Origin of the sequence: Streptomyces sp. NPDC007905 (assembly GCF_042959345.1) — a bacterium.
GTDB lineage: Bacteria > Actinomycetota > Actinomycetes > Streptomycetales > Streptomycetaceae > Streptomyces.
The window spans coordinates 15,979-30,187 of record NZ_JBIBKS010000046.1; the positions used below are offsets into that span (position 1 = coordinate 15,979).

Genomic DNA, 14,209 nt, shown 5'->3' on the forward strand with positions numbered 1-14,209 from the left:
GAATAGGCGGAGGCGGCTGGATACACCCTAGGGGTGGGGGAACCGAGGGGGGACCGTGGAGCGGCGGCAGTGGCAGTACCCCGTGGCCGCCGCTCCACGGGCAGGTATCCGTGGCAGCCGGGTGCGGTTCGCGGTCAGCCGAAGACGGCCAGGCTCTTCGCCTTGCCCTTGTGCTCCTCGACCAGTGCGAGGAAGCGGCCCTCGGGGCCGAACACGGCGACGGGGCCGGCGCCCGCGTACTCCTCGGGAATCTCCAGCCGGACCCCGTTGAGGAGCAGCCGGGAGCGCTTGGCGTCCACGTCCCAGCGCGGGAACGCGGCGGCGGCGGCCTCGGCGATCGGCATCACGGTCAGCTCCTCCTGGAGCTGGTCGAGGGTCTTCGCGGAGTCCAGCCTGTACGGTCCGACGCTCGTGCGGCGCAGCGCGGTCAGATGGCCGCCGACGCCCAGGTCGGCGCCCAGGTCACGGGCGAGGGCGCGGATGTAGGTGCCGGAGGAGCAGACCACCGAGACCACCAGGTCGCGGACGGCGGTCCCGTCCTCGGCGACGGCGTCCCGCACGTCGTACACGGTGAAGGAGGAGACGGTCACCGGCCGGGCCGGGATCTCGAAGTCCTCGCCGTCGCGGGCCCGCTTGTACGACCGTACGCCGGCGATCTTGATGGCGCTGACCTTGGACGGCACCTGCATGATGTCGCCGGTCAGCCTGGCGATGCCGGCGTCGATGGCCTCCCGGGTCACCGTGGACGCGTCGGTGGAGGAGGTGATCTCCCCTTCGGCGTCGTCGGTGATGGTGTTCTGGCCCAGCCGGATGGTGCCCAGGTACTCCTTCTCGGTGAGGGCGAGGTGCCCGAGGAGCTTGGTGGCGCGCTCCACACCGAGGACGAGGACGCCGGTCGCCATCGGGTCGAGGGTGCCGGCGTGGCCGACGCGGCGCGTGCGCGCGATGCCACGCATCTTGGCGACCACGTCGTGCGAAGTGAAGCCCGACGGCTTGTCGACGATGACAAGGCCGTCGGGCGTGGTGTGCTTGTGGGTCATTCCGCGGCGTCGCCGTCCGTCTCGGTCGTCTCGGCGGCCTCGTCGTCGGCCGGCTTGCGGTACGGGTCCGCGCCGGCCGCGTACGACGCCCCCGCGGAGGCCTCGCGGACCTTCTCGTCGGACTGCCGCGCCTTGTCGAGGAGGTCCTCTATGGTCCGGGCGGTGTCCGGGAGGGCGTCCGCGACGAAGGTGAGGGTCGGCGTGAACTTCACGCCCGCCGCCCGGCCCACCTCGGAGCGCAGGATGCCCTTCGCGCTCTCCAGGCCGGCGGCCGCTGCCGTCCGCTCCTCGTCGTCCCCGTAGACCGTGTAGAAGACGGTCGCCTCCCGCAGGTCACCCGTGACCCGGGTGTCCGTGATGGTGACGTGCGAGCCGAGCCGCGGGTCCTTGATCCCGCGCTGCAGCTTCTGGGCCACCACCTCCCGGATGAGGTCCGCCAGCCTTTTCGCCCGCGCGTTGTCGGCCACTGGTCCGTCTCCCGTTCTTTCTTCTTCTTGCGTTCTGTGGTCAGTCGTCGTCGCCGTGGAACCGCCGTCGTACGGACAGCAGTTCCACTTCGGGGCGGCCGGCGACCAGCCGTTCGCACCGGTCCAGTACGTCGGTGAGGTGCGCCGCGTCGCCGGAGACCACGGCGAGGCCGATGATCGCCCGCCGGTGGAGGTCCATGTGGTCCACCTCCGCCGCGCTCACGGCGTACTTCCGCTGGAGTTCGGCGACGATCGGGCGGACGACGGAGCGCTTCTCCTTCAGCGAGTGGACGTCGCCGAGGAGGAGGTCGAAGGACAGAGTCCCCACGTACATGTGTGTATGCCGGTTCACCCGCCGGTACGGGATCGATGGCCCCGGGTCCGTGTGGGCCGGGGACATCAAGAACGGTACCGCGTACCCGCCGGTGACTCGACAGGGTTTCGGCGCCGTGGGCTGCGGTGCAGACGCCCGGGGCACCGCCCCGGGAACGGCGCACTGGCCGACGGGACCAAAGTCCCGTCGGCCAGCACGAACCGGGGGCGTTACGCCCGCGGCTTCTCCCGCATCTCGTACGTCGCGATGACGTCGTCGACCTTGATGTCGTTGAAGTTTCCGAGGTTGATACCGCCCTCGTAGCCTTCGCGGATCTCGGTGACGTCGTCCTTGAAGCGACGCAGACCCTCGATGTTGAGGTTCTCCGCGACCACCTTGCCGTCGCGGATGAGGCGCGCCTTGGTGTTGCGCTTGACCTCGCCCGAGCGGACGAGGACACCGGCGATGTTGCCCAGCTTGGACGACTTGAAGACCTCGCGGATCTCCGCCGTACCGAGCTCGACCTCTTCGTACTCCGGCTTGAGCATGCCCTTGAGGGCCGCCTCGATCTCCTCGATCGCCTGGTAGATGACCGAGTAGTACCGGACGTCCACGCCCTCGCGCTCGGCCATCTGCGCCGCGCGGCCTGCCGCACGGACGTTGAAGCCGATCACGATGGCGTCGGAGCCCATCGCCAGGTCGATGTCCGACTCCGTGACCGCACCGACACCGCGGTGCAGGACGCGGATGTCGACCTCTTCGCCGACGTCCAGCTGGAGCAGCGAGGACTCGAGGGCCTCGACGGAACCAGAGGCGTCACCCTTGATGATCAGGTTCAGCTGCTGGATCTCGCCGGCCTTGAGCACCTTGTCCAGGTCCTCCAGCGACACGCGGCGCGTGCGCTTGGCGAACGCGGCGTTGCGCTCACGGGCGGCGCGCTTCTCGGCGATCTGACGGGCCGTACGGTCCTCGTCGACCACCAGGAAGTTGTCACCCGCACCCGGGACGTTGGTCAGGCCCAGGACCTGGACCGGCGTCGACGGGCCGGCCTCGGCGACATTGTTGCCGTTGTCGTCGAGCATGGCGCGCACGCGACCGTAGGCGTCGCCCACGACCATCGTGTCGCCGACCCGCAGCGTGCCTCGCTGGACGAGGACCGTCGCCACGGCACCACGGCCGCGGTCGAGGCGGGACTCGATCGAGATGCCCTGCGCGTCCTGGTTCGGGTTGGCCCGCAGGTCGAGCGAGGCGTCGGCCGTGAGGATCACGGCCTCCAGCAGCGAGTCGATGTGCAGACCCTGCTTGGCGGAGATGTCGACGAACATGGTGTCGCCGCCGTACTCCTCGGCCACCAGGCCGTACTCGGTCAGCTGACCGCGCACCTTGGTCGGATCGGCACCCTCGACGTCGATCTTGTTGACCGCGACCACGATCGGCACGTCGGCCGCCTTGGCGTGGTTGAGCGCCTCGACCGTCTGCGGCATGACGCCGTCGTTGGCCGCGACGACCAGGATCGCGATGTCGGTCGACTTCGCACCACGGGCACGCATGGCGGTGAACGCCTCGTGACCCGGGGTGTCGATGAAGGTGATCTTGCGCTCTTCGTCGTTGACCTCGGTCGCGACCTGGTAGGCACCGATGTGCTGGGTGATGCCGCCGGCCTCGCCCGCGATGACGTTCGTCTTGCGGATGGCGTCGAGCAGCCGGGTCTTACCGTGGTCGACGTGACCCATGACGGTGACGACCGGCGGACGGACCACCAGGTCCTCCTCGTCGCCCTCGTCCTCGCCGAACTCGATGTCGAAGGACTCGAGCAGCTCGCGGTCCTCCTCCTCGGGGCTGACGATCTGAACCGTGTAGTTCATCTCGCCGGCGAGGAGCTGCAGGGTCTCGTCGGAGACGGACTGCGTGGCCGTGACCATCTCGCCGAGGTTCATCATGACCGCGACGAGGGACGCCGGGTTGGCGTTGATCTTCTCCGCGAAGTCGGTGAGCGACGCGCCGCGGGAGAGGCGGATGGCCTCGCCGTTGCCGCGCGGCAGCATCACGCCGCCGACGCTCGGGGCCTGCATGGCCTCGTACTCCTGGCGCCTCTGCCGCTTCGACTTGCGGCCACGACGCGCGGGACCACCGGGACGACCGAAGGCGCCCTGCGTGCCACCGCGGCCACCGGGACCGCCGGGACGGCCACCGAAGCCGGGACGGCCTCCGCCGCCACCGCCGGGACCACCGGGACGACCGGCGAAACCGCCGCCACCGCCACCGGGACCGGCGGGACGACCGGCGAAGCCGCCGCCACCGCCACCCGGACGACCGGCGAAGCCGCCGCCACCGCCCGGACGACCGCCGCCGCCACCGGGACGACCGCCGCCACCGGGACCGCGGCCGCCGGGGCCGCCGCCGCCGGGACGCGGACCCGCAGCGGGACGCTGCGGCATCATGCCCGGGTTCGGACGCGGGCCACCGGGGCCGCCGCCAGGACGGGGACCGCCCTGCGGACGCGGCATCGAGCCCGGGGTCGGGCGCGGACCGCCCGCAGCCTGCGGACGCGGACCGCCGCCCTGCTGACCGGGCGACTGCGGACGGGGACCGGCGCCGGGGGCACCGGGACCGCCCGGACGCGGGCCGCCCTGCGGGCGCGGGGCCTGCGGACGGGCCATGCCGGTCGAGCCACCGGAGGTGAAGGGGTTGTTGCCCGGACGGGGACCGGCCGGACGTCCACCCGGACGAGAGGCCTGGCCGCCGGCGCGCGGGGCACCCTGGCCCGGACGGGCCGACTGGCCCTGGCCGGGGCCTGCGGGACGACCACCGGGCTTCGGCGCACCGGGGCGGGCGCCGGGACGCGGACCCTGCGCGGCCGGAGCCTGCGGGGTCTGCGCGGCCGGAGCGGCCGGCGGAGCGGTGAACTCCGGGGCTGCCGGGGCCGGGCGCGGCGCGGGCTTGGGACCCGGAACCGGACGCGGTCCGGGGGCCGGCGCGGGCGCCGAGGGGGCCGACGGAGTGGCCGGCTGCTGGGCAGCCGGAGCCGTCGGGGCCTTGGGGGCCGGCGGCCTCGGGGCAGCCGGACGGGCCGCCTGCGCCGGAGAGGGCGCGGCGGGCTTGGGGGAAGCCTTGCGCGGGGCGGGCCTGCCGGCGGACTTGCCGTTGCCACCGCCCTGGAAGGCGTCGGTCAGCTTGCGTACGACAGGCGCTTCGATCGTCGAAGACGCCGAACGGACGAATTCACCGAGTTCCTGGAGCTTGGCCATGACGACCTTGCTCTCAACACCGAACTCCTTGGCGAGTTCGTATACCCGGACCTTAGCCACTTCGCTCCTTTGAGGTCCGGGTTGAAGCCGGACCGTCGCTAGTTCATGGGCGTACTCATCGCGTACTCATCGAGTGCTCATCGCAATCTCGACCTGCTTTCAACTCGCGAGGTACCAGGCCGCACGGGGTGTCCGCGCAGCTTGCTTTCTTACCGTGTTGCCTGCTCAGCAACTGTCTGTCTGCTCGACGTACCGGCGCAACGCCTTTATGTCGAGCGGCCCGGGGACGCGCAGCGCCCGAGGGAACGCCCGGCGGCGTACCGCCTGATCGAGACAGACCGGGTCGGGGTGTACGTACGCACCCCGGCCGGGCAGCGTACCGCGAGGATCGGGAACGCACTGTTCCTGATCCGCCACGGTCCGCAGCAGATCGTCCTTGGCCGCTCGCTGCCTGCACCCCACACAGGTGCGCTCAGGGCATGCGCGGGCATGCGTCCGGCCAGACACTCCTTAGTCTACCTCCCCGTACCGACCTCACCCCTCCGGGGGTAAAGTCGAACAGTTGCTTGCTGCAGGCTGACGTGATCTCAGCGACAGACGGCCGAGATCTATTCCCCGGCGCGCTCTCCGGCCTGCTCGGTGTCGGGACGGATGTCGATCCGCCAGCCGGTGAGCCGGGCCGCGAGCCGGGCGTTCTGTCCTTCCTTGCCGATCGCCAGCGACAGCTGGTAGTCCGGCACGGTCACCCGGGCGGACCGGGAGGCCATGTCGACGACCTCGACCTTGCTCACCCGAGCGGGTGACAGCGCGTTCGCCACCATCTCCGCCGGGTCGTCCGACCAGTCGACGATGTCGATCTTCTCGCCGTTCAGCTCGCCCATCACGCTGCGCACCCGGCCGCCCATGGGGCCGATGCAGGCGCCCTTGGCGTTCAGGCCCGAACGGGTGGACCGTACGGCGATCTTGGTGCGGTGACCGGCCTCACGGGCGATCGCGGCGATCTCCACCGAGCCGTCGGCGATCTCCGGCACCTCCAGGGCGAAGAGCTTCTTCACCAGGTTCGGGTGCGTACGGGAGAGGGTCACGGAGGGGCCCCGGACACCCTTGGCCACCCGGACGACGTACGACCGGATGCGCATGCCGTGCGGGTAGGTCTCCCCGGGCACCTGCTCCTGCACCGGCAGGATGGCCTCGAGCTTGCCGATGTCCACGAGCACGTTCTTCGGGTCGCGGCCCTGCTGGACCACTCCGGTGACGATGTCACCCTCACGGCCCGCGTACTCGCCGAGCGTGGCGTCGTCCTCGGCGTCGCGCAGCCGCTGCAGGATCACCTGCTTGGCGGTGGTGGCGGCGATCCGGCCGAAGCCGGACGGAGTGTCGTCGAACTCGCGGGGCTCCTGGCCCTCCTCGAGGTCCTCGGGGTCCTCCTTCGCCCACACGGTCACATGTCCGGTCTCCCGGTTGAGCTCCACGCGCGCGTGCCGGCGGCTTCCCTCGGTGCGGTGGTAGGCGATGAGGAGGGCCGACTCGATCGCCTCGACCAGCAGGTCGAAGGAGATCTCCTTCTCCCGAACCAAGCCCCGCAGGGCGCTCATGTCGATGTCCACGGCTACGCCTCCTCCTCTTCCTTCATGTTTTTCTTGTCCTTGCGGTTGAACTCGACCTGCACGCGCGCCCTGGCGATCTCCTGGAAGCCGAGCCTGCGGGTGGTGGCCTTACGGCCCTTCACACCGGGCACCTCGACGTCGATGCCCTCGTCGTCGACGGTCAGGATCCGCGCGACCAGTTCGCCGCCCTCGGTCAGCTGGAACTTCACGAGCCGGTCGACGGCGCGCACGAAGTGCCGCTGCTCGGTGAGGAGGCGCTCCGCGCCGGGGGTTCCGACCTCCAGGTCGTACGCGTCGTCGCCCATCGCGTTGGTCTCGTCGAGCTTCGCCGAGAGCGCACGGCTCACATCGGCGATTCTGTCCAGGTCCGCTCCGGTGTCGGAGTCGACGACCACGCGCAGCACCCGCTTGCGACCGACCGAGTCCACTGCGATCTCTTCGAGATCCAGCCCCTGGGAGGTGACGAGCGGTTCCAGCAGCTCTCGCAGCCTCTCGCTCTGGGTGGTGCTCATCCGGGTGACTCCTCGGCCGCGTGTGCTGTTGTGGGATGGGTCGCGTGTCTGATCAAAGGGTATCCGGTCGCAGGGAGTGTTGCCGTCCACCTGTGTACGCGCGGTGCCGGTGGGTGGTGTGCGTGGGGTGCGCGGGTACGGTGATCACGAACGTGCCGCCCGCCGGCTGTTCTTCCTTTGCCGTTCCCTTCGTATGTTGTTCCTTTCGTACGAGTGCCCCGAGGACGTCTGCAGTGCCGTACTCCCCACCGCCGCGTACCCCCTCGGGGCCGCGCAGAAGATCCCTGCTCGCCTCGGCCGCCGGGGCCGCCCTGCTGGCGGGCTGTTCGGCCGGTCCGGACTCCGGGGACAGCGGCGGCAGTCCGTCGGTGAGCGCGCGGGCACGCGCGCGTGCCGCCCGCGACAGCGCGGCGCTCCTGGAGCGCTACGACGCCGTGCTCGCCGCCCATCCGGCGCTGACGGAGCGACTGCGGCCGCTGCGCGCCGAGGTGTCGGCGCACGCGCAGGCCTTCGGCGGCACCACGGCCACGAAGGCGCCGTCCCCCACTGCCTCCACGGCCTCCACGGCCTCCACGGCGTTCCCGTCGGCCGTGCCCACCGCCGAGAAGGACGCCCTCGCCGATCTCGCCGCCGCCGAGCGCGGCCTCGCCGACCGACGGGCGAAGGCCCTGCTGGACGTGCCGGGCGAACTGGCCCGGCTGATGGCGTCGGTGGCGGCGGCCGGGGCGGCGCACGCGTACCTGCTGACGGAGGGAGCCAAGTGAGCGACGACCAGAAGGCCGACGGGAAGACCGGCGGAACAACCGACGGGAAGGCCGACGGGAAGGCCGAACTGGCTGCGCTGCAGGCGGCGCTGGCGGCGGAGCACGCGGCGGTGTACGGGTACGGCGTCGTCGGCGGGAGGATCGGCAAGCAGCGGCGGGCCGAGGCGCGGACGGCGTACGACGCGCACCGGGCGCGCCGCGACGCGCTGGTGCGCGAGGTGCGCGACCGGGGCGGTGAGCCGGTCGCCGCGAGCGCCGCGTATGCGCTGCCGTTCCAGGTGCCGGACGCGGCCGCCGCGGTGCGGCTGGCCGCCCAACTGGAGGAGCGGGTGGCCGGTGTGTACTCGGACCTGGTGCGGGCGACGACCGGTGAGCGGCGCGGCGCGGCCGCCGGGGCGCTGGGCGAGGCCGCGGTGCGGGCGGTGCGCTGGAGCGGGGAGGGCGTAGCCTTCCCTGGGCTCGCCGAACGGGCCGGTACCGACGCGGGCGCGGCCGGACCCCGGACCTCGGCGTCCCCGACGACGTGACGGCGTAGCCGCCCGTACGGCGGAGCCGGGAAGGCTCAGGCAGAGCCAGGAAGGCCCAGGAAGAAGGGAACGACTCGCGCATGGCTTTCGAACCGCCGCAGCGGCTGGTGCGGGCGCTCGGTGAGACGGCACCGGCCGGTGACGACTGGCTGGCGCGGCTGCCCGGGACGGCCGAGCGGGCGGTCGCCCGGCGCGAGTTGACCGTGGAGCGGGTCCAGGTGCCGGGTGGCCGCAGCAGCCTGGTGGTGCTGGTCCGGCGGGCGGACGGCACCCCTGCGGTACTGAAGCTGGCTCCGCCCCGGGCCCGTCCCGAGAGCGAGCGGGCGGCGCTGGCGCACTGGGCCGGCCTGGGCGCCGTGCAGCTGCTGGAGACGGATCCCGAGGACACCGCCGGGGTGCTGCTGCTGGAGCGGCTGCATCCGGACGTGTCCGTGCGGTCGCTGCCGGAGGCGAAGGCGCTGCTGGAGGCGGCGGGGACACTGCGGCGGCTGTGGGTCGAGCCGCCGGGCCATCACGCCTTCGAGACGGTGGCGGAGCGGACCGGGCGGCAGGCGGAGGCCATGCGGACCAGCGCCCAGGCGGAACCCGACGCCGCACCGCTGGTGGAGGCGGCGCTCACGGCCCGTGCGGAACTGCTGGCCGCGCCGCCCGAAGACCGGTTGCTGCACGGGACGTTCCGGCAGAGCAAGGTGCTGGCCGGGGAGCGGATGCCGTGGCTTGCCGTGGGTCCGGATCCGGTGGTCGGTGAGTGCGCCTTCGACCTGGCGCGACTGGTACGGGATCGGGTGGAGGACCTGATCGCCGCGCCGTCCGGGGCGGCCACCACGCGACGGCGGATCAAACGGCTCGCGGAGTCGCTGGACGTGGACCTGGAGCGGCTGCGGGGGTGGACGCTGTTCCGGGCGGTCGAGTCGGGTGCGCGGGCGCTGCGCGTCGGGCGGCCGAAGGACGGGGAGTTGCTGCTCGAGTTCGCCGGATGGCTCTGAGGACGTTCATCGGGGGCGCGGCCCAGGAGCGGGCACCGCACAGTGCGCCCTCGCGGAGTCCTGGGAGCCGCTGCTCGACCCAGTGCCGCTCGAACCGGTGCTGGTGCTGGTGCTGGTGCTCGCCCTCGTGCTGCTGCTCGGCCGGTCCTCGTGCTGGTGCCGGTGCTGGTGCTCGCCGGCGCGCTGCTGCTCGACCCGGTGCCGGTACTGGTGCTCGCCGTCGCTTCGGCGCTCGAGTGCGCCGTGCCGATCAGGGCGACATCCCGGCGGCCGCCGGCGGCGTGACCGCGGCCGCGACGGTCGCCGTCCGGCGTGCGCCCCTGCGGCCGGCTGTCGCGGCACCCCGTTCCCTGGAGTTCATGACCGTTCCCCTCCCGTGGTGATCGTGACGCTGTGTCACGTCCCACGGTCGGGGAACGGCCCGGGAGCCCCGGTGAGGCTCCAGCAGGCCCCGGGAGGACTCTCTGAGGGTTTCCTCTACTGACCGTCGGGCCCTTACTACGCCGTCAGGCGGGCGATCGCGTCCTCGACGGACAGCTCCTCGCGCTCGCCGGTCCTGCGGTCCTTCAGTTCCAGCACGCCCTCACCGGAGCGGCGGCCGGCCACCAGGATCTGCGGTACACCGATCAGCTCGGCGTCGGTGAACTTCACGCCGGGGGAGACACCGGCCCGGTCGTCCACCAGTACCCGGACGCCCTCGGCCGCCAGCTTCTCGGCGACGTCGAGCGCCAGCTCGGTCTGCAGGGCCTTGCCTGCGGCGACGACGTGCACGTCGGCCGGGGCGATCTCCTTGGGCCACACCAGCCCGTGCTCGTCGGCGGTCTGCTCAGCGACGGCGGCGACGGCGCGGGAGACGCCGATGCCGTAGGAGCCCATGGTCACGCGGACCGGCTTGCCGTTCTGGCCGAGGACGTCCAGCTTGAGGGCGTCGGTGTACTTGCGGCCCAGCTGGAAGATGTGGCCGATCTCGATGGCGCGGTCCAGCTTCAGGCCGGTGCCGCACTTCGGGCAGGGGTCGCCCTCCTGCACCACGACGACGTCCACGTACTCGTCGACCTCGAAGTCACGGCCGGCGACGACGTTCCTGGCGTGCGTGTGCTCCTTGTTGGCTCCGGTGATCCAGGCGGTGCCGGGGGCGACGCGCGGGTCGGCGATGTACGTGACCTTCTCGCCCAGACCCTGCGGGCCGACGTAGCCGCGCACCAGGTCGGGGCGGCCCGCGAAGTCCGCCTCGGTGACCATCTCGACGGCGGCCGGGGCGAAGTGCGCCTCGACCTTGTCCAGGTCGACCTCGCGGTCACCGGGCACGCCGACCGCGACGATCTCGCCGTCCACCTTGACCAGCAGGTTCTTCAGCGTGGCGGAGGCGGGGACGCCGAGCGAGGCGGCGAGGGTCTCGATGGTCGGGGTGTCCGGGGTCGGGATCTCCTCGAGCGCGGGGACGTCCGAGCCGTCGACCGGCTGCAGCGCGTAGGCGATCGCCTCGGTGTTGGCGGCGAAGTCGCAGTTGGGGCAGTCCGCGAAGGTGTCCTCGCCGGCCTCGGCCGGGGCGAGGAACTCCTCGGACTTGGAGCCGCCCATCGCGCCGGCGGTGGCCGCGCAGATGCGGTAGTCGAGGCCAAGCCGCTCGAAGACGCGCTGGTAGGCCTGGCGGTGCAGGGCGTAGGACTGGGCGAGGCCCTCGTCCTCCAGGTCGAAGGAGTACGAGTCCTTCATCAGGAACTCACGGCCGCGCAGGATGCCGGCGCGCGGACGGGCCTCGTCACGGAACTTGGTCTGGATCTGGTAGAGGATCACCGGCAGGTCCTTGTAGGACGTGCACTGGTCCTTGACCAGCAGGGTGAAGATCTCCTCGTGGGTGGGGCCGAGGAGGTAGTCGCCGCCCTTGCGGTCCTTCAGCCGGAACAGCTCCTGGCCGTACTCGTCCCAGCGGCCGGTCGCGTCGTACGGCTCGCGGGGCAGCAGAGCGGGGAGCAGCACCTCCTGGGCGCCGATGGCGTCCATCTCCTCGCGGACGATCCGCTCGACGTTGGCGAGGACCTTCTTGCCGAGGGGCAGCCACGACCAGATGCCGGCCGCCGTGCGGCGGACGTAGCCGGCGCGGACGAGGAGCTTGTGGCTGAGGACCTCGGCGTCGGCCGGGTCGTCGCGCAGCGTCTTCGCCATCAACTGGGACATGCGCTGGACCGGTGCTTTCGCCATGGTTCTCGTACTCCTGCCGGGTAAGGGTGATGGCATAGGAGGTTAGCCGGGCCGGCTGTGCCGGTGGAAATCGGTTAGCGCCGGCGCAGTGGCAGGGGGGCGCCCATCACGGCGTACGGCTTGGCGGCGCTCGGGAAGTGGACCTGGCGGGCGAGGTCGACGTAGCCGAGGGAGTGGTAGAGGCCGCGGGCCGGGCTGTCGGTGTCGATCGCGGAGAGGATCGAGCGGGGTTCGGCGGCGCCGTCGGTGATGGCGGTGATCAGGCGCCGGCCGATGCCTCGGTTCTGGTGGCCCGGGTGGACGTGCAGCTCGGTGATGACGAAGGAGTCGTCCAGCCAGAGGTCGTTGTCCCTGGCGCGCAGGTAGGGCTCGACGACCGTGGACCACCAGTGAGTGCGGGAGTTGGGCATGCCGTAGACGAAACCGACCAGGTGGCCCCCGCTGGTGGCGCCGAGCGCCCGTGCCCCGGGGTACTGCATGTGACGCTGGACGATCTGGCGGCGTACGGCGACCTCGTCGGGGCCCAGTCCGAAGGCGACGGCCTGGACCGCCAAGGCCTCGTCGACGTGGGTTGCGAGGTCCAGGGGACCGATCACGACGTCCATGCGGGGAGCGTACAGGGGAGGCACCGGTCGGCGGCCGGGCACCGGTGTTCGCCCTGGACCGGTACGACCCCGGTCCTAGGTGTATTGCCCTGCGTACCGGCGCCGCCGACCCCGCCTCAGCCCTCGCCGGAGTCCCCCGCGTCCCGGACCAGAGCGCCCGGCGCGGCCGGCTGGCCGGCGGCGCCGGCCGCGCTCGGGCCGGCCACCGACGCCGAGCGGGCCCGCGAGCTGCCGGCCGGCCTGACGTCCGCCGCGGCCCTGCACTGTCTCCCGAACGCGCACGGCTCGGCGGTCATGCTGGTGCACTCGGCGACCGCGCCGAAGGCGGTGCTGCGCACCCTGCCCGCGCTGCCCCGTACCCAGTGGGTCGAGAGCGTGCACGCGGCGTGGGCGGCCAGTGCGGCCGTGACCGCCGCCTACCGTCCCGCCACGCCCGCGCCCGCGGACAGCCTCCCCGCCGCTCCCGAGTCGGCGGACCGGCATGGGGACGAGCACGTCATCAAGCTCGCCGACACCTGCCTCGAGGTGCACCGGCGCACGGGACGCCCCGAGGCGCTCGCGGCGGTGGTCCGTGCGGCGGGGCTGATCGACGAGCTGTGACGGCGAGGGACGGCGCTGACGGCGGGTTCGAGGGTCGGGAGCCGACTCGCGCTCGGGAGCGAGGCAGGGAGGGGCTCGGGCCCTGCGGCCGCGTCCATGTCCGCGTCGGCATCGGCATCGGCATCGGCACCGGCCGGAAGTCGGCTAGAACAGGATGCTCATGAAAGCGCCGACCTCCTGGAAGCCCACGCGCCGGTACGTCCTTCGCGCCGCCGTGTTGAAGTCGTTGACGTAGAGGCTGACCACCGGGGCCACGTCCGACAGGGCGTAGCGCAGTACGGCGGCCATGCCGGGCGCTGCCAGGCCCCTCCCCCGGTACTCCGGTGCCACCCACACGCCCTGGATCTGGCAGGCCTGGGACGTCGCCGCCCCGATCTCCGCCTTGAAGACCACCTTGCCGTTCTCGTCGAGGCGGGCGAAGGAGCGTCCGGAGGCCACGAGTTCGGCCACCCGGGCCTGGTACAACAGCCCGCCGTCCCCGGCCAGCGGCGATACGCCCACCTCCTCGGTGAACATCGCCACGCACGCCGGCATGATCGTCTCCATCTCGTCCCTGCGGATGCGGCGGACGTAGGGATCCGGGGCGATGTCGGCGGGCATGCGGTCCGTGACCATCAGGGGCTGCTGCGAGCGGACCTCGCGGGCGGGGCCCCAGTGGGGTTCGAGCAGGCGCCACAGCTGGGCGGTGGGTCCGGCGGGCCCGACGATGGAGGAGCAGCGGCGGCCGGCCCTTCTCGCCCGGTCCGCGAAGGCCCTTACGGCCCTCGGAGTCGCGCAGATCGGGACCAGGTTGGCGCCCGCGTAGCACAGGGATGTGAGCATGCCGTCCTCGTACCAGCCCCACATCTCGCCGCCGAGCCGCCACGGGTCGAGGCCCGCCACCTGGACCCGGGAGGTCACGAAGGCGTTCGCGACCGGCTCGCGGTCGAGGACGGCGAGCGCGGCGTCAAGGTCGCTCGGTTCGAGCACCCGTGAGGTGGTCTGGGTCAACACGTGCGGCGCCTCACCCTGGGGTTCTGCTGATCTCCGCACTATAGCTGCGCCGCTTTGGCCCTGCGCCTTCGAGCTCGGAGGCTTCGGGTTTCCGGCGGCTGCCCCTCGTCCGTGGCTGGTCGCGCCCACGCGGCGGAGCCACAAGTCGATACTGCCCCGCGCCCCGTCCGGAGCGCGGCCCCACCGGCATCCGGGACTCAGCCGGCGACCGAGACGGTCGGCTCGCCGGAAGCGGCGCCGTCCTTCTCCATCTGCTCGGCGAGCTTCATGGCCTCCTCGATGAGGGTCTCCACGATCTTGGACTCGGGGACCGTCTTGATGACCTCGCCCTTGACGAAGATCTGG

General features: G+C 72.1%; 15 protein-coding genes and 1 pseudogene. 5 read left to right on the forward strand and 11 right to left on the reverse strand.

The window, feature by feature from the left end:
• Positions 1-134 precede the first annotated feature (134 nt).
• From truB to rimP, 7 genes are all read right to left on the reverse strand, one after another.
• Complete coding sequence (truB, locus tag ACFZDC_RS40380; RefSeq protein ID WP_391331884.1) at positions 135-1,040, reverse strand: tRNA pseudouridine(55) synthase TruB; 906 nt, start codon at positions 1,038-1,040, stop codon at positions 135-137.
• Complete coding sequence (gene rbfA / locus ACFZDC_RS40385) at positions 1,037-1,507, reverse strand: 30S ribosome-binding factor RbfA (RefSeq protein WP_391331887.1); 471 nt, start codon at positions 1,505-1,507, stop codon at positions 1,037-1,039. Before rbfA ends, truB begins: the two co-directional genes overlap by 4 nt.
• Before the next feature lie 40 nt (positions 1,508-1,547).
• Positions 1,548-1,841 (reverse strand): DUF503 domain-containing protein, encoded by a 294-nt coding sequence (locus ACFZDC_RS40390; RefSeq protein ID WP_116146515.1) that lies wholly within the window; start codon positions 1,839-1,841, stop codon positions 1,548-1,550.
• A 209-nt stretch (positions 1,842-2,050) separates the two neighbouring features.
• Positions 2,051-5,128 (reverse strand): translation initiation factor IF-2, encoded by a 3,078-nt coding sequence (gene infB, locus ACFZDC_RS40395; RefSeq protein WP_391331889.1) that lies wholly within the window; start codon positions 5,126-5,128, stop codon positions 2,051-2,053.
• Between the two features lie 165 nt (positions 5,129-5,293).
• Positions 5,294-5,575, reverse strand: a complete 282-nt coding sequence (locus tag ACFZDC_RS40400; protein ID WP_391331892.1) for a DUF448 domain-containing protein — start codon at positions 5,573-5,575, stop codon at positions 5,294-5,296.
• A 101-nt stretch (positions 5,576-5,676) separates the two neighbouring features.
• Positions 5,677-6,675: a transcription termination factor NusA gene (nusA, locus tag ACFZDC_RS40405; RefSeq protein WP_391331894.1), complete on the reverse strand. Its 999-nt coding sequence runs from the start codon at positions 6,673-6,675 to the stop codon at positions 5,677-5,679.
• 2 nt (positions 6,676-6,677) lie between these two features.
• Positions 6,678-7,187: a ribosome maturation factor RimP gene (gene rimP / locus ACFZDC_RS40410; protein ID WP_391331896.1), complete on the reverse strand. Its 510-nt coding sequence runs from the start codon at positions 7,185-7,187 to the stop codon at positions 6,678-6,680.
• 233 nt (positions 7,188-7,420) lie between these two features.
• On the opposite strand from rimP, the gene ACFZDC_RS40415 reads away from it, so the two are divergent.
• From ACFZDC_RS40415 to ACFZDC_RS40430, 4 genes are all read left to right on the forward strand, one after another.
• Entirely contained in the window at positions 7,421-7,951 is a 531-nt protein-coding gene (locus tag ACFZDC_RS40415; protein ID WP_391331898.1) for a hypothetical protein, read from the forward strand.
• Positions 7,952-8,019: 68 nt separating this feature from the next.
• Positions 8,020-8,478 carry a DUF4439 domain-containing protein gene (locus tag ACFZDC_RS40420; protein ID WP_391331909.1) on the forward strand — a complete coding sequence of 153 codons (459 nt, stop codon included), beginning with the start codon at positions 8,020-8,022 and terminating at the stop codon, positions 8,476-8,478.
• 80 nt (positions 8,479-8,558) lie between these two features.
• Complete coding sequence (locus ACFZDC_RS40425; protein ID WP_391331900.1) at positions 8,559-9,464, forward strand: aminoglycoside phosphotransferase family protein; 906 nt, start codon at positions 8,559-8,561, stop codon at positions 9,462-9,464.
• 150 nt (positions 9,465-9,614) lie between these two features.
• Entirely contained in the window at positions 9,615-9,749 is a 135-nt protein-coding gene (locus ACFZDC_RS40430; RefSeq protein WP_391331902.1) for a hypothetical protein, read from the forward strand.
• A gap of 213 nt (positions 9,750-9,962) precedes the next feature.
• Here ACFZDC_RS40430 and ACFZDC_RS40435 read toward each other — a convergent pair whose 3' ends face one another.
• Together ACFZDC_RS40435 and ACFZDC_RS40440 are read right to left on the reverse strand one after the other, a co-directional pair.
• Positions 9,963-11,666, reverse strand: a complete 1,704-nt coding sequence (locus ACFZDC_RS40435; protein ID WP_391331903.1) for a proline--tRNA ligase — start codon at positions 11,664-11,666, stop codon at positions 9,963-9,965.
• 74 nt (positions 11,667-11,740) lie between these two features.
• A complete protein-coding gene (locus tag ACFZDC_RS40440; protein WP_391331904.1) occupies positions 11,741-12,271 on the reverse strand; it encodes a GNAT family N-acetyltransferase in 531 nt (176 codons plus the stop codon).
• An 84-nt stretch (positions 12,272-12,355) separates the two neighbouring features.
• Between ACFZDC_RS40440 and ACFZDC_RS40445 the strand changes: the two genes are divergently transcribed.
• On the forward strand, positions 12,356-12,871 hold the full coding sequence (locus ACFZDC_RS40445; protein ID WP_391331906.1) for a hypothetical protein: 516 nt from the start codon (positions 12,356-12,358) through the stop codon (positions 12,869-12,871).
• Between the two features lie 144 nt (positions 12,872-13,015).
• On the opposite strand, the gene ACFZDC_RS40450 is transcribed toward ACFZDC_RS40445, so the two are convergent.
• Both ACFZDC_RS40450 and ACFZDC_RS40455 read right to left on the reverse strand, forming a co-directional pair.
• Positions 13,016-13,864 carry a GNAT family N-acetyltransferase gene (locus tag ACFZDC_RS40450; protein WP_391331907.1) on the reverse strand — a complete coding sequence of 283 codons (849 nt, stop codon included), beginning with the start codon at positions 13,862-13,864 and terminating at the stop codon, positions 13,016-13,018.
• 197 nt (positions 13,865-14,061) lie between these two features.
• Positions 14,062-14,209: pseudogene (locus ACFZDC_RS40455) on the reverse strand (4-hydroxy-3-methylbut-2-en-1-yl diphosphate synthase); the annotation flags it as partial.